Source organism: Sphingomonas sp. 77B, assembly GCF_056497825.1.
The window spans coordinates 2,526,189-2,548,551 of sequence record NZ_JBWMBY010000001.1; the positions used below are offsets into that span (position 1 = coordinate 2,526,189).

17 protein-coding genes are annotated in these 22,363 nt (G+C 67.6%); 5 read left to right on the forward strand and 12 right to left on the reverse strand.

Annotated features, from left to right (window positions below):
* Positions 1-11: 11 nt before the first annotated feature.
* Complete coding sequence (gene dapF / locus AC1GI4_RS11945; protein ID WP_479629640.1) at positions 12-947, reverse strand: diaminopimelate epimerase; 936 nt, start codon at positions 945-947, stop codon at positions 12-14.
* 104 nt (positions 948-1,051) lie between these two features.
* On the opposite strand from dapF, the gene AC1GI4_RS11950 reads away from it, so the two are divergent.
* Positions 1,052-1,615 (forward strand): helix-turn-helix domain-containing protein, encoded by a 564-nt coding sequence (locus tag AC1GI4_RS11950; protein ID WP_479629641.1) that lies wholly within the window; start codon positions 1,052-1,054, stop codon positions 1,613-1,615.
* Positions 1,616-1,632: 17 nt separating this feature from the next.
* Positions 1,633-2,406, forward strand: a complete 774-nt coding sequence (locus AC1GI4_RS11955) for a glutaminyl-peptide cyclotransferase (RefSeq protein ID WP_479630399.1) — start codon at positions 1,633-1,635, stop codon at positions 2,404-2,406.
* A gap of 6 nt (positions 2,407-2,412) precedes the next feature.
* Here AC1GI4_RS11955 and AC1GI4_RS11960 read toward each other — a convergent pair whose 3' ends face one another.
* Complete coding sequence (locus AC1GI4_RS11960; protein ID WP_479629642.1) at positions 2,413-3,183, reverse strand: hypothetical protein; 771 nt, start codon at positions 3,181-3,183, stop codon at positions 2,413-2,415.
* 193 nt (positions 3,184-3,376) lie between these two features.
* Here AC1GI4_RS11960 and AC1GI4_RS11965 point away from each other — a divergent pair, with 193 nt between their 5' ends.
* The gene (locus AC1GI4_RS11965) at positions 3,377-3,877 is read left to right on the forward strand and encodes an Rrf2 family transcriptional regulator (RefSeq protein WP_479629643.1); all 501 of its coding nucleotides are present in this window, start codon (positions 3,377-3,379) and stop codon (positions 3,875-3,877) included.
* Here the strand turns inward: AC1GI4_RS11965 and AC1GI4_RS11970 are convergent.
* The 7 genes from AC1GI4_RS11970 to AC1GI4_RS12000 form a co-directional block, all read right to left on the reverse strand.
* On the reverse strand, positions 3,815-5,026 hold the full coding sequence (locus AC1GI4_RS11970) for a DUF1501 domain-containing protein (RefSeq protein WP_479629644.1): 1,212 nt from the start codon (positions 5,024-5,026) through the stop codon (positions 3,815-3,817). The two genes, AC1GI4_RS11965 and AC1GI4_RS11970, sit on opposite strands and share 63 nt — an antisense overlap.
* A 9-nt stretch (positions 5,027-5,035) precedes the next feature.
* Positions 5,036-6,547 (reverse strand): DUF1800 domain-containing protein, encoded by a 1,512-nt coding sequence (locus AC1GI4_RS11975; RefSeq protein WP_479629645.1) that lies wholly within the window; start codon positions 6,545-6,547, stop codon positions 5,036-5,038.
* A gap of 247 nt (positions 6,548-6,794) precedes the next feature.
* A complete protein-coding gene (locus AC1GI4_RS11980) occupies positions 6,795-7,892 on the reverse strand; it encodes a phosphatidylinositol-specific phospholipase C1-like protein (RefSeq protein ID WP_479629646.1) in 1,098 nt (365 codons plus the stop codon).
* Positions 7,892-10,567, reverse strand: coding sequence for a TonB-dependent receptor (locus AC1GI4_RS11985; RefSeq protein WP_479629647.1), 2,676 nt, complete (start codon positions 10,565-10,567; stop codon positions 7,892-7,894). The genes AC1GI4_RS11980 and AC1GI4_RS11985 overlap by 1 nt, the downstream gene beginning before the upstream one ends.
* A 291-nt stretch (positions 10,568-10,858) precedes the next feature.
* Positions 10,859-11,638 (reverse strand): Crp/Fnr family transcriptional regulator, encoded by a 780-nt coding sequence (locus AC1GI4_RS11990; protein WP_479629648.1) that lies wholly within the window; start codon positions 11,636-11,638, stop codon positions 10,859-10,861.
* The gene (locus tag AC1GI4_RS11995) at positions 11,635-12,018 is read right to left on the reverse strand and encodes a response regulator (RefSeq protein ID WP_294275364.1); all 384 of its coding nucleotides are present in this window, start codon (positions 12,016-12,018) and stop codon (positions 11,635-11,637) included. Before AC1GI4_RS11995 ends, AC1GI4_RS11990 begins: the two co-directional genes overlap by 4 nt.
* Positions 12,015-13,574 carry a sensor histidine kinase gene (locus AC1GI4_RS12000; RefSeq protein ID WP_294275363.1) on the reverse strand — a complete coding sequence of 520 codons (1,560 nt, stop codon included), beginning with the start codon at positions 13,572-13,574 and terminating at the stop codon, positions 12,015-12,017. The genes AC1GI4_RS11995 and AC1GI4_RS12000 overlap by 4 nt, the downstream gene beginning before the upstream one ends.
* 183 nt (positions 13,575-13,757) lie before the next feature.
* Between AC1GI4_RS12000 and AC1GI4_RS12005 the strand changes: the two genes are divergently transcribed.
* Both AC1GI4_RS12005 and AC1GI4_RS12010 read left to right on the forward strand, forming a co-directional pair.
* Positions 13,758-16,223 (forward strand): DUF3772 domain-containing protein, encoded by a 2,466-nt coding sequence (locus AC1GI4_RS12005; protein ID WP_479629649.1) that lies wholly within the window; start codon positions 13,758-13,760, stop codon positions 16,221-16,223.
* 109 nt (positions 16,224-16,332) lie between these two features.
* Entirely contained in the window at positions 16,333-18,792 is a 2,460-nt protein-coding gene (locus tag AC1GI4_RS12010) for a TonB-dependent receptor (protein ID WP_479629650.1), read from the forward strand.
* Between the two features lie 130 nt (positions 18,793-18,922).
* Here the strand turns inward: AC1GI4_RS12010 and AC1GI4_RS12015 are convergent, their stop codons facing one another.
* From AC1GI4_RS12015 to AC1GI4_RS12025, 3 genes are all read right to left on the reverse strand, one after another.
* The gene (locus AC1GI4_RS12015; RefSeq protein WP_479629651.1) at positions 18,923-20,284 is read right to left on the reverse strand and encodes a sensor histidine kinase; all 1,362 of its coding nucleotides are present in this window, start codon (positions 20,282-20,284) and stop codon (positions 18,923-18,925) included.
* The gene (locus tag AC1GI4_RS12020; RefSeq protein WP_479629652.1) at positions 20,281-20,961 is read right to left on the reverse strand and encodes a response regulator transcription factor; all 681 of its coding nucleotides are present in this window, start codon (positions 20,959-20,961) and stop codon (positions 20,281-20,283) included. Before AC1GI4_RS12020 ends, AC1GI4_RS12015 begins: the two co-directional genes overlap by 4 nt.
* A gap of 74 nt (positions 20,962-21,035) precedes the next feature.
* The gene (locus tag AC1GI4_RS12025) at positions 21,036-22,259 is read right to left on the reverse strand and encodes a histidine-type phosphatase (RefSeq protein ID WP_479629653.1); all 1,224 of its coding nucleotides are present in this window, start codon (positions 22,257-22,259) and stop codon (positions 21,036-21,038) included.
* Positions 22,260-22,363 lie beyond the last annotated feature (104 nt).

Consider the following 22,363-nt stretch of genomic DNA (forward strand, 5'->3'; position numbering starts at 1 on the left):
GTTAAGCGGAATTACCTCCGCTTGGCGGCCTCCCAAGCCGCGATCTCTTCGGGGAAACGCCGGTCCACCACCAGATCGCTTGCGGTCTCGGTCGCCAGGTCGACCATCACCGACCCAGCCCATTCATAGGTCGCATTGCCCGACAGCGTGACCATGCCGTCCTCGCCCGCAAAGGCACGGACCAGGCCACCCCGGTTGAACACGACGGTCGGCGTGTCCCAGGCGATCCGCCCGGTCAGGCACGCGGCATAGGTCGACGCCGCCATCGCGCTGCCGCAGCTGTCGGTCAGGCCGACGCCACGCTCGAAGGTGCGGACGAACAGCGATTCCCCGCGTAACTCGACGAAGGACACGTTGGCGCGGTGGGGCAGCCAGTCGGGTGCCGCCTCGCAGATTTCACCCAGCCGGACGAGTTCGGCTTCGTCCACCGTCTCGACGAAATGGACGAGATGCGGGTTGGGCATGGTGACGGCGGTGAAGCGCTTGCCCGGGTCGAGCATCGGCAACACCGCCTCGACCAGCCGGTCGGGCGCGCCGTGGATCGGCCAGGCGGCGGTCGACAGACCGGCGGGCCCGGCGGTCTCGCGCACCGTATAGACGCCGGGCGCCAGATCGGCGTCATGGACCGCATCGGCGTGCGAGATCTTCAGCCGCACCGTCGCGGCCGCGATCCCCAGCGCCTCGAACCCGGCGCGCGCGACGCAGCGCACGCCGTTGAGGCAGGTTTCCGCCTCGCTGCCGTCGCTGTTGCGCATCACCATGCCAAAGGCCGCGCGTTCGTCGCCCGGCACCAGCAGCAACAGGCCGTCGCCGCCGACCGGCCCGCGCCGATCCGCCAGCGCCCGCGCGACGCCCGCCCATTGGGCGTCGGACAGCGACAGGGCGCGCGCGTCGATCATCGGGAAATCATTGCCCGATCCATGGCATTTGACGATCGCGAACCGCATGGCGATAACTCCGGCAGGACAGGATGTGGCGCTTAGCCCAGCCGAACCGGCTTCGCCAGAGAGGTGGGGGCACGGGCCGGAAAGACGGAAGGGGAAGAGGGGGAATGATTACCGCGATCCGCGAGGTGCGCCGGGCCAAGGGCATGACCCTGGACGATGTCGCCCGCGCCTGCTCGCCCCCCACCACGCCGCAGACGATCGGGCGGCTGGAGATGGGGACGCGCACCGTCTCGCTGCCCTGGCTGAACCGCATCGCCGCCGCGCTGGGCTGTACGCCCGCCGATCTGGTCACGCTGCCCATCCGCGAGACCCTGCCGGTCGCGGCCCTTCTCGGCCCGCGTGGTGCGGTGGCGCCGCGCAGTGCGCGCTCGGTCTCACCGCCCTGTGCGACGCCGGGGATGCTGGCGGTGACGGTCAGCGGCGCGGTCGGCGATTACCGCGCGGGCGATGAGCTCTGGTGCGAACCGCTGGGGCCCGATAGGTTCGCCGATGCCATGAATCGCGATATCCTCGTGCCCCGCGCCGCCGGTGGCTATGTCTTTGCCCGGCTGGCGGCTGTGATGCCCGATGCGCTGCATCTGTTGCCGCTGGAGCCCGGCGCGGCGGGGGTGACGGTCTCCGCGCCCGCCTGGATCGCGCGCGTGGCGCGATTGGTGCGCACGCTGTGATCCGCGCCCTCCTGCCGATGGTCCTGGCGCTGGCACTGCCCGCCGCCGCGCCGCCTCAGGCCACGCCCGCTCCGGTCGCCCCGACCCCGGCGCCGATCGAAAAGCCGGTGCTGGTCCATGCCTTTCCGCACGATCCCACCGCCTTTACCGAAGGGCTGCTGATCGCCGACGGCACGCTGTACGAAAGCACCGGACGCGAGGGGGAGAGTTTCATCCGGCAGGTCGACCTGGCGACCGGCAAGACGCTGCGCCGTGCGACCGTGCCCGATGGCCTGTTCGGCGAGGGCATCGTCGCCTGGGGGCCGGAGCTGCGCAGCGTCACCTGGCATGGTGGGCGCGGTTTCCGCTGGAGCCGCCCGGCGCTCAAGAAGCTGGGCGAATGGCGTTATGACGGCGAAGGCTGGGCGATGACCGATGACGGGCATCACATCATCCTGTCGGACGGCACGCCGCGCCTGCGCTTCCTAGACCCCGCCACGATGAAGGTCGTCCGCACGCTGGACGTGACGGTCAACGGGCGGCCGCTCAAATATCTGAACGAGCTGGAATATATCGACGGGCAGGTCTGGGCCAATGTATGGATGACGCCCTATATCGTGCGGATCGATCCCAAGACGGGCGTGGTGGCGGGCGTCCTCGACCTGAGCGATCTGGTCGCGCGCGAGGGGCTGACCGATCGGGACTCGGTCGCCAACGGCATCGCCTATGACCGGGCGAAGCACCGTATCTTCGTCACCGGCAAGAACTGGCCCGAACTATTCGAAATTCGCCTGCCCGGCGCGGCGCGCTGATCGCGGTCAGTCGGTGTCGCCGGGATCGCGGAACAGCGCGAGGCTGAGCGCGGCGGCGATCGCGGCGGGGCGTTCGGCGGCCTCACGGGTCAGCAGCAGGCGGCGGTCGCGCCATCCGTTGGTCTCGACCAGTCCCACCAGCCGCCCATCGGCCGTGGTCAGGCGATAGCCCATCGGGCCGGCGCTGGGACCCGCCCCTTCGATCGCATGATCGGAGCGGAGCTGCAGGTCATGGCCGTCGAAGCGGATCATGCCGATGCGCGGCTCGGCGATCCCGTCCGCTGGCGGTTGCGCGATCAGCGTCAGCGTGCCTGCATCGCGCTCGTCCAGCCGATAGGCGCATTGCAGCCGCAGCGGGCGCACGGCCGTGGCGATGTCCAGGCCGAAGATATGCGTCCGTTCCTCCGTCCGGCCATAGCGGCAGCGCCCTTCGAGATAGCCGGGCGTCGCTTCGGCGCCCAGGGAGAAGGCGATCAGGCCGAGCCGTGCCACCTGACCCACCCGGACCTGTTCGGCGGGGACGTCGCCATCGGGCCCCCAGCCCTGCGCCGCGGCGGCGCTCCGCCATGCGGCATGGCCCGTTGTGGCACCCAGGCGGAAGTCGCCTTCTCCGCTCCATGGCAGCCCGCTGATCGGCAGCGCTTCCAGATCGGGACGGCTGGCGAGCGTGTCGAATTCCTGCAATCGGGCGGTCGTGCAACCCGATGCCGTCAAACCCAGCAACAGCGCGACGGCCAGCGCCTTTGCCTCAGACCCGCCCGTTCCACCCTGCTCCACGTGCTTATCCCCTCAAACCCTGATGTCACAGACTTGGATACGGCGGCTGACTGGCGCGTTAACGTAGTATATTGGTAGAAATATAACATGGATTATGGCGCAAAAGGCCGCCATGGTCCGATCCTGATGACGTCCCGTATGGCGACCCGATCGGTCGGTGGTGCGGGCCAAGTGGATAAGGGAGCGCGGTTTCTTGCCGACCAGTACTCGTTTTGTCGTCTCGCTGCACATGCTCGCGCTGATGGCGGAGCATGGCGATACGCCGCTGCGCTCCGAGGATATCGCGGTCAGCGTCAATTCCAATGCGGCGGTGGTCCGCGCGCTGCTGCTGCGGCTGGCAGCGGCGGGGTTAACCCGGTCGCAGCTGGGCAATCGCGGCGGTGCGATGCTCGCCAAATCCTCCTCCGACATCCGGCTGGTCGATGTGTATCAGGCGGTCGAGGACCGGAATTTCTTCGCCTTCCACCGCCAGCCGCCCGAGGGCGAAGGGATGATCGACCGGCACATCACCGTCAGCCTGGAATCGATCCTGACCCCGGTGCGCGAGGCGCTGGAGGACAAGCTGGCCGGGCTGACGCTGGACGATGTGCTGGACGATATCCGCGCACGCGCCGGGGTCGACAGGCCGGGCTCAGACAAGTTTCAGATCGACCGGCCGCGTGTCGGGGAAGAGAGTCGCGAGGCGGTCGCCTGACAGGCCGAACTGCCGCTGGACCAGTCCGCCGATCAGTGTGCGGTAATCGGTCAGCACCGGCAGGTCGCGATTCTGGTTGAGCGTGGCGGCGGACAGCGCGACCTGTTCACCCGCCATGCGCCCACCCGACACGCCGCCGCCCATCACCCAATAGATGCTGCCATGGCCGTGATCGGTGCCCCGGTCGCCATTTTCGCGGAAGGTACGGCCGAACTCCGACACGACGACGACGGTGGTGGTGCGCCATGCCTCGGGCCCGATCGCCTGCGCGAAGCTGGCGAGGCCGCGTCCCAGATCGCCCATCCGATCGGCGAGATAGCCGGTCGCCCCGCCCTGATTCACATGGGTGTCCCAGCCGCCGACATCGACGAACGCCAGGTTGAACCGATCGCGCATCAGCGTGCCGATCCGCTGCGCCGATAGCGCGAAGCCCTTGGCGGAGACGGCACCCCGGCTGGCGGCCTTCATCTCCTGGTCTAGCGTCTTGTACACGGTGTCGCGCACCGTGAAGCCCTCGCTGACCGAGCGGGCGAGGTCGGGGTGCCCGGCATACATGCTCTGGATCAGCGAGGCCTGGCGCTGGTCGATCGGCTTGCCGACATTGGCAAGCGCGAGATTGGGGATGGGATCGTCGCCGCCGCGAAAGCAGAGCGGCAGCTGGTCGGTAAAGGCAATCGGCTTCTCGCCCGCGCCCAATATCCCCGCCAGCCGCGCCATGAAGCCCGAGCCGTAATCGCGGTGGCCGCCGACCGGCTGGCCCAGTTCGATCGTGTCCTGCGTCTCGAAATGGCTGCGGCTCATATCGTCGGTGCCAGCGAACGGCACGAAGGCGATCTGCTTGGCCTGCCACAGCGGCAGGATCGAGTCCTTCAGCGCGGGGTGCAGCGCCCAGTCGGCGTCGAGCGGCAACGGCGCGTTGGGATCGGCCGGATTCGGCTTGGGCAGCGCGATATTGGGGCGCGACTGGTGGTAGAAGTCGCTGCCGCTCGGCACGACGATGTTCACTGCGTCATAGGCGCCGCGCAGGAACACGACCAGCAACCGGCTGCCCGCCTGGGGCGCGGCAAAGGCGCGGCCCGCCATCACCATGGGGGCGAGCGCGGCGGCGCCCAGGAGCAGGTCGCGGCGATGAACATGGGGAATCCGCATGCGATCCTCCTATCGGTGCATGAATTCGGGCGAGGAGAAATAGAGCGCGTTCCACTCCGCCGGAGAGCGCGCCTGGCCGAGCGCGGTCAGCGTCGGCTTGCCCAGCACCGGCATCCGCGCGGCGAGGATGGGCGAGTCCTTCAGCACCGGCACCTGGGCGGGCGGCGGCGGGGTGCCCGGCGGGGTATCCGCGGGCTGGAACAGCCGCGCCGCACCATTCCCCAGTTGCCGCGCGATATCGAAGCGGGTCGCCATCTGCCCCGGCGCGGACCAGGCCGCGCTCGACAGGTCATAGCCGTCGGGCGTTTCGTGGTCGTACAGCCCTTCGCCCATCTGGCGGATCCAGCCGACTACCGGCTGCGGATTGGTGACCAGCCGGTCGCCATAGGCCAGCCGCACCGCCGACAGCGTATAGCCGACCGGGTCCTTGAAGCCGCTGCCCAGCGAGCCGGAAAACTCGTGCGACCGGATCATGGTCTTCAGCACCGCGGCGATGTCGCCATGACTCTTGCGAAAGGTCGCCGCCATCCGGTCGACCAGGGCGGGCGGAGGGTTGTCGCCCATGAAATAGGTCGCCAGCTTCAGCGAGACGTGATGCGCGGTCGCCGGGCTGTCGGCGATCAGGTCCAGTGCCTGCTCGACCTCGTGAAAGCCCGACCCCGGGATGGTGTGACCCAGGAAATGCTTGGTGCCGAAGTCGTGGCGCGCCGGATTGAACTCGAACAGTCCGGCACGAATGTAGAGCGGTTGAAGCTCGGGCTTCAGCCGGGGCGCATCGGGCTTCTGGTCGACACCGACGCCGGTCAGGATGCGGGCTAGCTCCTGCACGTCCTGCTGGCTATAGCCCGAGCCGACGCCCATGGAGTGCAGCTCCATGATCTCGCGCGCATAATTCTCGTTGATCTTGCCCTTCGCATTCTGGTCATTGTCCAGATAGCGCAGCATCGCCGGGTGGCGTAGCGTCGCCTCCAGCAGGTCGCGGAACCGGCCCAGCGCATGGTCGCGGATCGTCTCTTCATAATCGCCGACCATCGCGCGGATGTCGCGCTTGTTCGCCTGGACGTTGAAATGGTTGAACCAGAACCAGGTCATCCGCTCGCGCAGCTGGTCGGGCGAATAGAGCGCGCGCAGCACGAAGCGTTGCCGCGCCTCGTCGGCCAGGCTGTTGAGCGTCTTCTGATAGGCTTCACGCGCCGCCTTGCGCTGGTCGAGATCGGAAATCGCCTTCAGGTCGCGCTGCATCGCGTCGGTTTCGACGACGAGTGCGGCGACGCGTTCCTTCGAGATGCGCATCGCGTCGATTTGTGCCTGCACCGCCGGGGGCAGCGGATCGGGCTGGTCGTCGAGCTGGTGGCGGAGCCAGGCGTCGCTGCCCGGCGCGGGGCCGGTGGCGGGCGCGGCGGACGGCCCCCAGCCGAGCCGCTCGGCCCAGGCGGCGTCGCGCGCGGGATCGGCGGCGAGCGCGGGAGCCGCGACCATCAGCACCGGGACCATCATCACAAGGCTCGCGGTTCGCGCCATGCACCGCTCTCCATTCCTGCCACGCGCCGATGGGGCGCAGGCTTCCTCGGAGGGTAAAGTGATGGAAAGAGGCTGAACCTTGGCTTGCCCGGAGATGAAAAGGACGTCAGCGGGCGGACACTTTTTCCTCCCCTGTAAGGGGAGGTGGCAGGGCGAAGCCCTGACGGAGGGGTGTCGCCCTCTCGATAGTGGGACACCCCTCCACCAGCTTCGCTGGTCCCCCTCCCCTTGCAGGGGAGGAATGTTCTTACTTCGGCAGTTTGCACCCGGCCAGCTGGGTCACCGGGTTGCACCGTTCCATCACCCCGCCGGGCAGCGTCACGGTGAAGCCGCGATTCCAGGGGCGCGTCGGTGCGCCGGGATAATAGTCGGTCGATACCGCCTGCGCGCCGCTGTCGATCGCGGCCTGCTGGCGGGCATGGTCATTCTCGCGCGCTTCTTTCGTATCGGCGTCGCTGCGGGTGCGGACGATGAAGCCCTGTTTGACCCACTGCCTGATCTTGGCCCCATCCTCGCGCGGATCGCCGACGATCTCGACCGAAGCCTCGGGCTGGTCGGTGTCGTACCAGCCGAAGATCGGGCGGCCCTTCAGCGAGGGATGCCCGGCCCGATAGCGGTCGGACACGTCGCTGGGTGTATCCAGCACGAAATAGATCTTGCCCCGCGCGCGCTCCAGCGTCGGCCAGCCCTTGCTGGTGACGGCGTCCCGCAGCGTCGGCGCATTGCCGCGCACGTCATCGGGGGTGATGATCCGATCGGGCGTCAGCACGTCGCGGATTTCGGCGTCCAGCGCGTCGAGCAGCGGCGCGGTCAGCGGTAGCGGATCGGTGACGCCGGGCTTGTTGATCGGCCGGTCGGCGGCGTTGATCGTCACCATGATCGGCAGGTGGCGCGGATGCGCGCGCGACCAGGCGTCGATCTGGCCGATGCACTGTTTGAACGTCCCGCAGGAGCGATAGTCGACCTCGGGAATGTGGAAGACCTTGAAGCCGGGCTTCATCATCGCAGCCTCGTCGAAGCCGGTCTGCTCGCCCGCCGCCCGCGCGATCTTCTCTCCCATCGGATGGGCGAAGCGGCCGCCTTGCGGATCGGCGAAGATGTCGATCTCCAGCTGGCGCACGCCGCGGTCCAGCTGCTGCGCCAGCGTCAGATGGTCATAGTCCAGCGCGGCGGCGAGCTTGGGATCGCGCTGTTCGAGCGCCGTGAAGACGGCGGGCGCGATCCGCTTTTTATAGCTGTTGTGCGAGCCGACGACCTGGATGTCGTTCATCCGAAGCGGTCGCTGCGGCGCCGGAGCGGCGGCGGTCGCGAGGACCGCCGCCAGGGTGAGGAAGACCTTCGTCATCAGAACTCCGCCCGAACGCCGAACAGGATCGTCCGGCCATAATAGTTGATCTCACCGAAGCGCAGATTGTTGTCGTTATACGTGTCCTGATGCGCGCCCGCGATGTTGATGCCCTCCAGGCTGAGCGTCAGATTGTCGGCGGCGCGCACCGACAACTGACCGTCGAGCGAACCGAAGGCCGCGACATAGGTCGGCGCCTGCACGGTGCTGCCCGTGCTCGACAGATACTTGTCGCGCCAGACATAGGAGAGGCGCGCCGACAGCGGGCCCTTGTCGTAGAAGCCGACCAGGTTGAAGCTGTTCTTCGACAGGCCGATCAGCTGGTCCTTGATGGTGCGCGAACCCGCCGTGTAGTCGGCCTTCACTTCCGTGTGCGTATAGGACCCCTGGACGCCGAAGCCATCGAACGGTTCGGGCAGGAAGGTGAAGACCTGGCTATACGCGGCCTCCGCGCCGTACACCTTGGCATTGCCGCCGTTCACCGAGCTGGAGAGGCGCACGATGCCGCGACCCGGAATGTTGATCTCGGTATTCGACTGGGTGATGTAATCGTCCATCGCCTTGTAGAAGATCGCGCCCGACAGCATCCCCGACGGTGCAAAATACCATTCCAGCGACCCGTCGAACTGGGTGGCGAGGAAGGGGACGAGCTGCGGATTGCCGCCGCTGGCGGTTGGCGCGTCGGTCGACACGGTGATGCGCGGCGCGGTATCGGTGACGTTGGGACGAGTCAGCACCCGGCTGGCGGCCAGGCGACCGACGAGCTTGGGGGTCAGGTCGGCGCGCAGGTTGAAGCTGGGCAGGACGTCGTTGAACGTCTTGGGGTAGCTGACCGGGGTGGCGATGTTGCCGCTGGTCAGGGTGCCGCTGGCCACCTGGTCGGTATGGACGTAGCGCACGCCGACATTGCCGCTGACCGGCACCTGGCCCGCATCGAACTGATAATCGGCACGCAGATAAGCGGCGGCGATCTTTTCATCGACCACGAAGGACGAACGACGATCGCCGTTCGTAATCGGCTGCGCCTGGATCGCGGGAGTGAAGAAATTGCCGACATAGGCGTCGGTCACCGGCACCAGCCAGTTGCGGAAAGCATTGCCGCCGACGCCCGACAGGAAGTCGCCATAAGGCAGCTGCTGATAGGCGCCCGCGCCCAAATTGGTCAGCGGCTGGTTGGTCGCGGTGTCGATCAGGTAATCCCGACGGAAATAGTCCCGCTTGCGCCAATGATATTCACCGCCCGCCTGCAGCTTCGACAGGAAGCCGTCGAAATCATGGCCGACGTCGAGCCGCGAATAGAAGTCCCAGTCCTTGCTATCCTTGGGCGCGATGTTGAATTGGTACAGCTTGTAATTGGCCGGGTTGGTGACATCGACCGGCGTGGTGAAGGTCGGCATGGTCTGATAGCCGCCGCTGGCGTCATAGGTCAGCGGCGCGATGAAATAGGCGCGGCTGCGCACGGTGCCGGTGCGATAATCGGGGTGGTAGCTGTGCGCCGCCGACCAGTTGACGTTGGCGGCGACATGCCAGCGATCCGGGTTCCAGGTCTGCTTCAGGCCGATGGTCAGCAGGTCGTGGCGGTTGAGGCTGTATTCGCGCGTGCCCATGAAGCGGACATTGTTGATCGTCGCCTTGGTGATCGTATCGCCGACGACGGTATAGCCCGGCTGGATCTGCGCCGGGGGGCCGCCTGCCGTGCCGCCGTCATCGGGATAGATGTCCAGGCCGAACTCGTCATAGGCGACGTCGAGCCGCGTCGCGATCACGTCCAGCGTCGTCTGGAGCTCGGGCGTCGGCTGCCACTGGGCCGACACGATGCCGGAGATGCGCTTGCGATCCTCGGTCTCGACGGTGGGGCGGGTGCGGGTCGGCGAATAGAGACCGGCGGGGATGCCGCCCTTGTTGGCCGCCGTATAGCGGTCGGTCAGCCAGCCGAAATTCATGAAACGGTCGTTGCGAACCGTCTTGCCCCAATATTGCGCGCCCGCGAGGATGCCGAAAGTGCCGTCGCTGTTCTTCGCGCTGGTCAGCACGGTGACGTTGGGGCGCACGTTCTTGGTCTGGGTCGTGTAGGTGCCGCGGATGTTGACGGTCGTCTTGTTGCCGACCTCCAGCGGGCGGAAGGTCTTCACGTCGATATTGCCGCCCAGCGCGCCCTCGCTCATGTCGGCGGTCGGCGTCTTCACCACGTCGATGCTGGAGGTGAACTCCGCGGGCAGCATCTCGAAGCGGAACTGGCGCCCGGCGGCGCCGCCATTCTCGATCAGGTCGTTCAGCGCGATGGTGCGGCCGTTCATCAGCGTGTTCTGGAACTGCGGACCCAGGCCACGGACGCTGACATACAGGCCCTCGCCGCGCGGGCGGGTGATGGCGACGCCGGGGACCAGCTGCAGCGCCTCGGCGACATTCTGGGTCGGGAACTTGCCGATATCGGTCGAGCTGATGGAATCGACGCCGTAGGCGGCACGGCGCTTGGTCTCGATGCCCGCCGCCAGGCTGCGCGCATAGGTGCCGTTGACGACGATATCTTCGCCCTCGGTGCCCGCGTCACCTGCCTGCGCGGCCTGCGGCGCAGCGGCGGCGGCGGAGCTTGCCTCCTGCGCGTGGGCGGCCAGCGGGCCGGTCACCAGAATAAGCGAAACCGATGCCTTCAGCAGGCTACGAAACGTCAGCATGTTGTGATTCCCCCATCGGCTGTCTTGCCGGTTCGGCGGGGGCGTTAGGATCGGTCGGTGTCAGCTTGGCGTAAAATTGATGACGTCTGTGTGAAACGGGCGAAAGGGGTCAGAAAGTCATCAGAATGATGCGGAGATAGCGAGAGATGATCCGAACGGCTTGATTCCTCCCCTGCAAGGGGAGGTGGCGCGCGTAGCGCGTCGGAGGGGTGTCCCGCTCTCGATAGGGTTACACCCCTCCGTCAGGGCTTCGCCCTGCCACCTCCCCTTGCAGGGGAGGAATTTTACACATCAGTCCGCTTTGGCCTGTGGCATGGTCTGGGTGACCGTCACTTGCGGGCTCAACCGGCCGATAGTGCGGGCGGTGCGTTCCGGATCGCGCAGCAGGACGCGGCCGGACTTCCACATCAGGTCGCCGTCGCGCCGCGCCTGCTGGATCATGCGGTTGACGTGGACCGGGGTCAGGCCCAGCGCGTCCGCCAGCATTTCCTGGGTCAGCGGCATCTCGAAGCTGCCGCCCACGGTCAGTCCGGCGAGCGACAGGCGCTCATAGATTTCGAGCAGGAAGTCGCCGATCCGCTCCTGCGCGTTCAGCCGGCCGAGCTGGACGACATGGCCGAGCAGATAGGCCTGGTCCAGCGCCTCGCCGACCGCATAGGCCTGGGCCAGCCCCGATCCGGCGGGGGCGGCGGGGGCAGGGCAGGCGACGCATTCCGTGATCGCCACCACGGTTGCCGGAGCGATCGGTCGTGCATGATGCGCCGTGCCGATGATGTCGCCCGGCAGATAAAAGCTCATGAACTGGCGCCGCCCGTCGGGCAGGATGCGCACCCGCGCCGCCCAACCCTGGAGGAGGAGGAGCGGATCGGCCATGGGGCGGCCGATCGTCTGGAAGGTATGGCGCAGCGGATAGGTCTGCGCGTGCTCGGCGGCGGTGTCGAGCCGGGCCAGATCCGCCTGGTCCAGCGGGGTCAGCGCGCTCAGTCGCCGGATGGCGGCAGCGGCGGTCCCCTCCGGCGCGGTGGCCGAGGACGGCGAGGGCGACAGGGCGGCGGCGTTAAAAGAAGTCATGCGCATCCTTTGTCGGGTATCAGGGCGCCGATCGCGCGGATGATGCGGTCGGGCTGGAACGGCTTGGCGACGATCGATGCCGATCGATAGGCGGCGGGCAGCGCCCATTCGTCATAGCCGGTCAGGAAGGTCCAGGGCACATCGCGTGCCGAGAGCCGGTCGGCGATCTCGAACGCGCGCTCGCCCGCCAGATTGACGTCGAGCACGGCCGCGTCGAGCGGCTGGCTTTCGGCCAGGTCGAGGCCCTGTTCCAGCGTGGCGACGGGGCCGATCACGATCGCATCGGCCGCCCGCAGGGCACGTTCCAGGTCGCGGGCGATGAAATACTCGTCCTCGACCACAAGGATACGCTTGTCGGCCAGTGGCGATCGGCGGTTCATCCCTCGGTGCTCCGGTTCAACGGGTCAACGTCGTCTGCGGTCCATGGTAGCGTTATCACGCACAGGGCGCCGCCACCGCGAAATTCCAGTCTCGTCCGCGCGCCCAGACCATAGGGAAGAGCCTCGCGGATCAGCTCGGTCCCGAATCCCTGGCGAACAGGCGGGACCGGCATCGCTGGTACACCCGTTTCATCCCATTTTACAATCAGTTCGCATTTGCCGTTTGATTTGGGTTCGATGGCCCAGGCGATCGACAGCCGTCCGGCGGGGTGGCGCAACGCGCCGTATTTCAGCGCGTTGGTGGTCAGTTCATGGATCGCGAGGCCGATGGTTTCCGCCGTATCCGCCGGCAGCGAGACGTCCGGCCCCTCGATGGACAGCCGATCATCCTCGATCGCGCCAACGCCCAGCAACTCGTCGCGGATCAGGTTTTCCAGGTCGACCCGGCCCGACCGGGTCTGGGTCGCGACGACCTGGGTGCGCGCCAGCGAGTCGAGTCGCCCGCGGAAGTGATCCGAAATCTCGTCGATCGGCCCGCCGCTCTCGACCGTGCGGGTGAAGATCGAGCGGACGATGGTCAGGATGTTGCGGACCCGGTGCTGCAACTCGGCGACCAGCGTCTCCTGCCGCTCGCGCAGGCGGCGCAGTGTATCGATGTCGGTCGATGTCCCGAACCATTCGACGATGGTGCCATTGTCGTCGCGCACCGGCGTTGCGCGCGTCTTGAACCAGCGATAGCGGCCGGTCTGGCCGTGGCGCAGCCGCCCCTCCATCGTCAGATTGCCACGCTCGCCGGCACTTTCCCAGAAGCGCTGCGCGGCGTCGCGATCGTCGGGATGGACGGCGGCCAGCCAGCCATGGCCCAGGCTCTGCTCGACGCTCAGCCCCGTCATCGCCACCCATTGCGGGCTGGCCCAGGTCCATTGGCCGTCGCGCGTCGCGGTCCAGACGAGTTGCGGAATCCCCTCGATCAGGCTCAGCAGCCGCCGCTGGCTGGCGCGCGAGGCGACCTCGGCGCGTTTGCGCAACAGCGCCTGGACGATGGCGGGGGCCAGTTCCTCGGCAATGGCGCGCTCTCGTTCGGTAAAGCCGGTCGGATGGTTGCCCAGCGCGAACATCGCGAACGTCTCGCCATCGCGACGCAACGGCACCCCCAGGAAATTGCGCAACATCGGGTGCCCCTCGGGCGTGCCGACCCGGTCGGGGTGGCTGGCCGGATCGTTGACGATCAGGCTGCGGTCCTGGAGGATCACTTGGCCGAAGATACCGTGGATCTTCATGCCGTTGGGAAGCTGGCGCTGGCTGAAATCGGGATCGCTGCCCGCATAGGCGGCCCAGCCGCGCTCGCTGATCGCAATATGGTCGAGCCGGTCGTTCGACTCGCGCTGTTCGCCGAAAAAGCTGAACGCCGCGCCGGTCAGGTCCTCGGCCACCGCCAGGCACAATTGGCCCAGCTCCTCCTCGGTCGAGGCGCGCAAAGCCTCCTGCAGGATGCGGTTTATGCCCGCCAGCACATGCGAGTCATGCGGCAGCGGTCCCCTGGGGGGGGCGGACAAAGGCGTTTGTCCATGGAGGGAGGCGAGTTCAGTCATGCGCGAAAGGGTCCGATCGGCTTCAACGATCCCGGCCGGTGCGGGCTCCCCGATACACACGAAATCGGATCAACTGGCAAATGTCCGATATGGACCGAACGGAACCGGGGATTTGTCACCCTCTCGCCTGACCGGCGGCGGGGGGCTATGAGCCGGACCATGTCACAGGCTTTTTCCGTGCGCTTCGCCATGCTGCGCCTGCTTCTTCTGGTCTGCCTTGCGTGCGGGGGGATCGCGACCGGGCAAGGGGCCCTGGCGCAGGGCGATGCGGCGGCGGCGTCTACCACCCGCATCGCGCAGGCGGAAATGGATGTGCGCGCGGTCGACCGGGCGCTCGACGCGCGGGTCGATGACGACGACCGGCGCGAACTGCGCGACCGGGCGCAGGGGGCCAAGGACGCGACGACCCAGGCGGTGGCCGACCTGAACGAGCAGCTGGCGCTGGTCAACGCCCGGATCACCGGGCTGGGCACGCCGACGCCGGGCGAGGTGGAAGCGCCCGAGCTGGTCGCGCAGCGCAAGGCGCTGTCGACCCTTCGCTCGACACTCGATGCCGCGATCAAGCGCGGGCGGCTGGCCGGGGTCGAGGCGGGGCAGCTGATCGACGAGATCGACCAGAGCAAGGCGGCGCAGTTCAACGAGAAACTGTCCTCCAAGGCCCCGTCGCCGCTCAGCCCGGCCTTCTGGAGCATCGTGCTGGAACAGGCGCCGCGCGACTGGCGGCGGGTCGTCCTGTTCCTGAAACAGGGCGGCGAGCAGATCGCCGAGCAATGGCGCGGCGGCATTCCGTGGCAGGCGCTGCTCGGCTTTGCGCTGGCGGTCATCCTGATCGGTCCCGTGCGGCTGGGCGCGCACCGACTGGCGCAGCGGCGGCTGATCGCCGAGGCGCCGCCCAGCCGGGTGCGCCGATCGGCCTATACCTTCTGGCGGGTGGCGGTGGGCACGCTCTGCCCGCTGGCCGCCGCCTTCATCCTGGTCCAGGGGCTGCGCTGGTCGGGTCTGTTGCCGCAGCGTTGGACCAGTTTCCTCGACGGCTTCGTCTTCGCCTCGGGCGTGGCGGGGTTCACCGCCGCCGTCACGGGCGCGGTGCTGATGCGCAGTCAGCCCTCGTGGCGGATCGCGCCGCTCGACGACGAAACCGCCACCCGTTTGCGGCCGCTGTCCTGGGGGCTGACCCTGCTGACCTTCATCACCACCATGGTGATGTCGTTCGAAGGCGCGATCGGCAGCAGCCGCAGCGCGGTGATTGCGACGCAAGCGGTCGAGGCGCTCTTACACCTGTTGCTGATCGTCGCGACGCTGGTGGTTCTGGGCCAGTTGCGTGCGCGCCGCGCCGCGCAGGCCGATCAGGCGACCCATGCGGGCGTCAGCGCGGGGTTGAGCGTGGCGACGCTGATCGCCTGGGTCGCGGTCGGGGTGGCGGGGCTGGCGCTGCTGATCGGCTATATCTGGTTCAGCTGGTTCGCGGCGGTGATGATCGGCTGGACCGTGCTGCTCGGCTCGGCGCTCTATCTGATGATGGTGGCGGCGGACGATATCGCCACCTCGGTCTTCACGCGCGACAGCAAGGTCGGCGTCACCCTGACCCGCGCCCTGGGCGTGCGCGGCAGCATGATCGACCAGTTCGGGCTGGTCCTGTCGGGCATCATGCGCCTGGCGCTGGTGCTGCTGGTCCTGGGCGTGTTGCTGCGTCCGTTCGGGGCGAGCGGCGATCCGGGGGCGATCTTCGACCAGCTGGCCAGCGTCGCCGACGGGATCAAGGTCGGCAATGTCTGGATCTCGCCCGGCGCGATCCTGCGCGGGCTGGCGGTGCTGTTCGTCGGGCTGGGGCTGGTGCGCCTGTTCATGCGCTGGCTGGAGCAGCGTTACCTGCCCGCGACCGATCTGGACGGATCGGGGCGCAACTCGGTCAGCCTGGTCGCGCGCTATATCGGCATCGCGCTGGCGGTCATCTGGGCGCTGGCGTCGCTGGGCATCGGGATCGAGCGGATCGCGCTCCTGTTGTCTGCCTTGTCGGTCGGCATCGGTTTCGGCCTTCAGGCGATCACCCAGAATTTCGTCTCCGGCCTGATCCTGCTGGCCGAGCGGCCGATCAAGATCGGCGACCTGATCCGCGTCGGCACCGATGAGGGCGATGTGAAGCGGATCAGCGTGCGCTCGACCGAGATCGAGCTGGCCGACCATTCGACGCTGATCGTCCCCAATTCCGAGCTCATCACCAAGTCGGTGCTTAACAAGACGCTGGCCGGGCCGCTGGGACGTATCCAGATTCAGTTCTCGGTCCCGATCGAGTCGGATGCCGACATGGTGCGCGGCATCGTGCTCGACTGTTTCGCCGCCGAGCAAGCGGTGCTGGCCGACCCGGCGCCCAAGGCCTTTATCGACTCGATCATCGACGGGCGCATCCATTTCAACTGCTTTGCCCATGTCGAAAGCCCCCGCGCGGCCTATGGCACGCGCAGCGCCGTGCTGTTCGCGCTGCTCGCCGCGCTTCGGAGCAAGGGAATCGAGATCGGCACCCTGCCGCAGAAGATGGAACTGGTGCGTCATGGCGGGACGACGGCCCCCGCCGCCCGGTCGGCACGGCCCGAAGATGAAGCCGGGATGAAATGAACAAGTCCCCACTGGTCATGGAAAGGTAACACCAGCTTCTTGGAGCGCCCCTATCCGCGCGGCCAGCGACGACCGGAAGGTCGATCGGGGGATAGGGATAAAAACCACCATGAATACCAATTTCGTTCGCGCCGCGCTGCTGGGCGGTTCCGCGCTCTTCGCGATCACGGCCACGCCGGCTTTCGCGGCCGACACCAAGCCTGCCGCCGATCCGACGCCTGCCGCTGCGGCCGCCGACCCGAACGCGGATGCCGGTCAGCTGAAGGACATCGTCGTCACCGCGACCAAGCGTGAGACCAGCCTCCAGAAGACGCCGATCGCCATCTCGGTCCTGGACCCCGTCGCGCTGAAGGATCGTCACGTCCAGAGCCTGCTCGACCTGGCCGACGGCTCGGTCCCCAGCCTGCGCGTCGCCACCTTCGAGGCGCGCCAGTCGGCGCTGACCGTCGGTATCCGCGGCATCGTGCCGTTCGACCAGAACCAGACCGCGCGCGACACCGGCGTCGGCGTCTATTATGACGGCGTCTATGTCGGCCGCTCGCAAGGCCTGAACGCCGCGCTGTTTGATATCGAGCGGATCGAAGTGCTGCGCGGGCCGCAGGGCACGCTGTTCGGCCGCAATACCGAGGGCGGCGCGCTGTCGATCGTCACCGCCAAGCCGACCGGCAAGTTCGGTGGCTCGCTGACCGCGGGCTTCGGCAATTACGGCGCGTACAACACCTCCGCGCACGTCAATCTGCCCGAGTTCAACAACATCTCGGTCAAGCTGGACGGCGTGATCCAGCACCAGAACCCGTTCGTGAAGGACCCGCTGCCCGGCAGCGTGGGCTGGGGCGCGTTCAACCGGGTCGGCGGCCATGTCGCGGCGCTTTGGAAGCCGGTCGACGGTTTCTCGGCCGAGCTGTCCTATGACCAGGCCAAGGACCAGAATACCCCGAACTACAGCCAGCTTATCAGCTACAACCCCAATGGCTATCCGGTCGCCACGCTGGCGCAGATCAACGCCAATGGCGGTAAGCTGCCCGCGGGCTTCATCGCGCCGCTGTCGCCGCTGGTCACCGTGTCGGGCGACAACCGCATGAAGACCGCCGATATCGGCGTGCCGCAGCAGTACAGCGTCGACCGCACGCATGGCTTTTCGGCCAAGCTGAACTACGACGTGGCACCGGGCCTGGAGCTGCGTTCGATCACGGCATGGCGCGGCGTGTCGACCGACCAGTGGGACAATTCGGGCGGCGCGCACCGCACCGTGTTCCTGCCGAACGGCAAGTTCAGCCGCTACAGCCTGTCTTTCATGCAGCAGCACCAGTTCAGCCAGGAATTCCAGGCGGTGGGCAGCCTGCCGCAGCTCGATTACGTCGCGGGCCTCTATTACTACACCGAAAACGCCCGCGAACAGGCGGCGACCCCGTCGACCAACCAGTGGAATGCGGACGGCACGGGCTACACCATCCTGTCGCAGACGGCGCTGGGCACCATCACCTCGGGCAACCAGGGTTGGGCGCCGGGTTCGTTCTTCTTCCAGCGCGGCAGCTTCGCGCGCGCCTATAGCTATGCCGCCTTCGCCCAGGCGACCTACACGCCCGAAGGCTTCGACGCCTTCCACCTGACGCTGGGCGGCCGCTACACGAAGGACAAGCGCAACGGCACACTGTACCTGGTGCAGGGCAAGGCGACGAACTTCCCCTTCACCTTCAACAACAACCGTTTCGACCCGATGGTGACGGCGGCGTTCGACGCGACCGACTCGATCCATCTCTATGCCAAATATTCGACGGGCTACCGCGCGGGCGGCGCGAACGACCGTTCGCAGACCTTCACCGCCTTCGGGCCGGAATCGGTCAAGGCCTATGAGATCGGGTCGAAGATGGACCTGTTCGAGCACCGCGTCCGCCTGAACCTGGCGGGTTACATCATGGACCGCACCGGCACCCAGATCGACTTCGACAATGTCGACACCAATCCGGCGAGCCCGACCTACAATCTGCATACCGAGGAAACCCGCAACGCGCCGGGCACGTCCAAGATTCGCGGGATCGAGGCGGACATCACGACCAATCCGGTCGAGGGCATGACGCTCGGCGCGTCCTACGCCTATACCTATACCAAGATCCCGCCGACGGCGAACCCGTTCCTGAACAACGCGCTGACCCAGGTGTTCGTGGTCTATACGCCGCGCAACGCCGCCTCGGCCTATGTCGATTACGAGATGCCGCTGCCGGGTTCTGAGGCCAAGGTCCGCTTCCACCTGGACACCAACTATGCGGGTCCGGCGTACAGCTTCCAGAACGAGACGACGCGCACCGACAAGACCTTCGTGGTCAACGGCCGCCTCGCGCTCGCCGACATTCCGCTGACCGAGGGCGGCACCCGGATAACTGTGTCGCTGTGGAGCCGCAACCTCCTCAACAACACCTATATCTATCGCCGCTCGGCCGCCAATTCGGTGGCGACGCCGACCTATACCAACGGTGTGCAGACCGGCGTCAGCTACGGCGGCGTGCTGGGCGACTATGGCAACTTCAATCCGCCGCGCACCATCGGCCTGGAGGGCACGGTTCGCTTCTGATCCCGATCCCATACCCAAACTTCAGGGCCGTCCTTCGGGGCGGCCCTTTTTTCGTCGGGATCACTGCAAGGGCTCAATGCAAGCCCCTCCCCTTCAGGGGAGGGGTGCGTTCACCTCATGGTATTTCGCGCTATCGACGGGGCAAGGTCATCGACACGACCAGCCCCGGCGCGGCATCGTCCAGCTCCAGCCGCCCGCGATGCAGCCGCGCGATCGCCGCGACCAGGGGCAGGCCCAGGCCATGGCCCCCCGCCGTCGCTCGCGCCGCATCGAGCCGACCGAAACGGCGCAGCGCCCGGGCGCGGTCCTCGGGCGCGATGCCGGGGCCGTTATCGGCGCTACGCAAGACCACATCCTCTTCGGCGGCGTCGAGCGACACATGGATCGTGTCGCCGCCATATTTGATCGCGTTGCCGATCAGATTGACCAGCGCCTGGGTCAGCAGCTGCCGGTCGCCGACGAAATCCGGGACCGCGACCCCGACCGTGATGCTCAAGGACTGCCCCGCCTCCTCGGCCACCGGGATCATCATCGCCGCGGTGTCGCGAACCAGCGTCGAGAGGTCGAAGGGCGCGAACCCCGCCCGGCGATGCCCCGCCTCGATCTCGGCGATGCGAAGGAGCGCGGCGAACATGGCGAGCAGGGCGTCGCACTGGGCCAGCGCGGCGCTGGCGCGCTCGGCCTGGGCGGGGTCGCCTGCATCCTCGACCAGGCGCGCCAGCTGCCCGCGCAACCGCGACAACGGCGTGCGCAGGTCATGGGCGATGTCGTTCGCCTGGCTGCGCATCGCCTCCATCAGCTCGGCGATACGGTCGAGCATGTGGTTGAAGGCGGCGGCCTGACGGTCGAACTCGTCGCCCGATCCGGTCAGGGGCACGCGGTGGCGGATATTTCCGGCGACGATCGCCTCGACCGTGGCGCGCTGGTCGGCGATGCGGCGGCCGACCAGCATCGAAAAGGCGATCATGCCGCCGACCACGATCAGGATGATCGAGCCGAACCCGATCAGATAGATGAGGGTGCGCGTCGCACGGTGGCTGTCGAACGGCTCGGTCTCGGCCACCACCGCCAGCCGCCGCCCTTCGCCCGCATCGCGGACCAGCGCGCGGCCATGCGACAGGCCGATGATCCCGTCGCGCTGGCGCAGGTCCGACCGGCCCATCGGCAGGGCGAAGCGCGGTGCGATATTGCCGCCCAGCCTGCGTCCGTCCGCCCCCAGCAGCAACAGGCCGACGTCGCCGGTGTCGCGCTGGCCCGACAATGTGGCGATTCGGTCGAGCAGCAGTGGGGTGGGGAGGTGCACCTCGTCCGCATCGCGCTCCAGCACGAGGTCGGCCACCACCGCGATCCGCCGGTCGACCGCCCGCGCGACCGTCACCCGGTTGGCCGCCAGGATCGCGAAGCCGGTGGCGACCGTGGCTATCAGGAACAGGGCCAGGACAGCGATGGTCAGCCCGCGCAGCGACAGACGACGGATCGCGCCCTGGATCATGGTTTCAGCGAATAACCGATCCCGCGCACCGTTTCGATGGGATCCTCGCCGCCATCTTCGGTCAGCTTGATGCGCAGCCGCCGGATATAGACGTCGACGATATTGGTCTCGGGCTCGAAGTCATAACCCCAGACCCGCTCGATCAGCATGGCGCGGGTCAGCACCTCGCCCGCGTGGCGCGCCAGTTCGGCCAGCAGCTTGAGTTCCAGATTGGCCAGCGTGATCGGCTGGCCGCCGCGCCAGGCGCGAAAGCTGGTCGGGCTGACCACGATGTCGCCTGCGCGGATCGTGTCGCTTTCGCTAACCGTCCAGCGGCGGCCCCGGATCACCGCCTGGATGCGCGCGACCAGTTCCTGCGGCTCGACCGGCTTGACGACATAATCGTCCGCGCCCGCCTCCAGCCCTTCGACCTTGTCCGTCGCCATCGACAGCGCGGTCAGCATGATGACCGGCACGGTGATCCCGCGGGTGCGCAGCGTTTCGACCACCGACAGCCCGTCCAGGCGCGGCATCATCCGGTCGAGGACCACGGCATCATATTGCTCGCAATCCATCGCGGCGAGCGCCAGGCGGCCGTCGCCGACATGCTCGACCCGGTATCCCAGCGCGGTCAGGTCGGCGGCGAGCCCTTGTGCATAGGCGGCGTCGTCCTCGACCAGAAGCAGGTGCAGGCTCATCGCATCATTTCCAAACCGTGGTCACTCTCGCCCTACCGGGCAAAAGCGCGGTGGCAAGCCCTGCGCTGCCGATCCTACCGGGCCAGCGGGGCCAGCCGGTCGCGGAACAGCCCGACGAAGCGGTCGAGCGGGCAGGGCGCGTCGGCGGGGCATCCCCGGACCTGTACCGGCGTCACCGACACGGCGGCGGCATGGGCGCGAATCTGGTCGGGCGACTGGGTACGGTAGCGGACGGTGACGAAGGCGCGGCCTTGTGCGTCGTGCCACCGCTCGATCAGCACCGCGCCACCCGGTGCGGCATCATTGGTCGCATAGCCCGGCGCGACCAGATCGAAGCCGAGCAGCGCCGCCAGCGCGGTGACATTGGTGTCGTGGCCGACCAGCATGTCGATCTTCGCGCCGTCCTTCGCGGTCAGCGCGTCGATCATGTGCCGCCCGAACGCCGCCGACTGGTGCGCGGCCATATAGGGCGAACGCGAATAGACGTCGAACAGCGCGGCATGGACCGTGCCCAGCCGCGCCAATATGCTGCCGTCGACCGGCAAGCCGCCGACCGAGGGCGCCAGCCCTTCGGCATATTGCAGCAGCAACACCTGCGCGGTGCCCGAGGCGGTGCGGATCGGCCCGGTCAGGTCGATGCCATGCCCATCGGCGGAGGGCGTCAGCCGCGCGGGGCCCGCCGGGTCGCAACCCTTGGGATCGCCACAGCCCAGCACCTGATTCAGCAGGTGCAGTCCGGGGCGGTTCCGCGCGACCAGCGCGTCCATGCCGCCGGTGAAGCGGTCGATGTCCGCCACCGCCGCCTTGGCGTCGAAGCGGGTGGCACGGGCGCGCAGTGGTTCGAACAGCGGATCGACCCGATCCAGCGGGTTATGCATCACCGGCAACGCGCAACCGGGGGCAAGCGCCCTGGCATAGGCCTCGCCGCTGGCGATGGTGCGCGAGGAACTGTTGGTGCGGATACGGATGCTGCCGGGGGCCGGGCAATTCTCGGTCAGCAGACCGCGCGCGATCCAGTCGGCGCGGTCGGCGCGGGCCTCGGCGGCCAGGGCTTCGGCGCCGTGCGCGGTCAGCTCGCTTTCCGGCGTCGTCCATGTCGGCCAGGGCTGGGCGGTGCGGGTGCCATGCGGCACCTCACCGTCCAGCGGTGCGCGGACGCCGTGGCGCATCAGCACGACGACCCGGTCGAGCGTCAGAGCCTTGGGGGCGGAAGCCTTCTGCGCGGTGACCGGCACCGCCAGCGTGGAAAGGGCGAACAGGGCAAGCGGCGCGCACAGGCGGCGGGTAAGGGCGATCATCGCGCGGCTTTGGACCGATTTCGGGTCAGGACTGTGACATTGATCGTGTCTTCACCCAGATAGCCAAGCACCGAACGCAGAATTTTCCGAAGTCATCAAAAGTC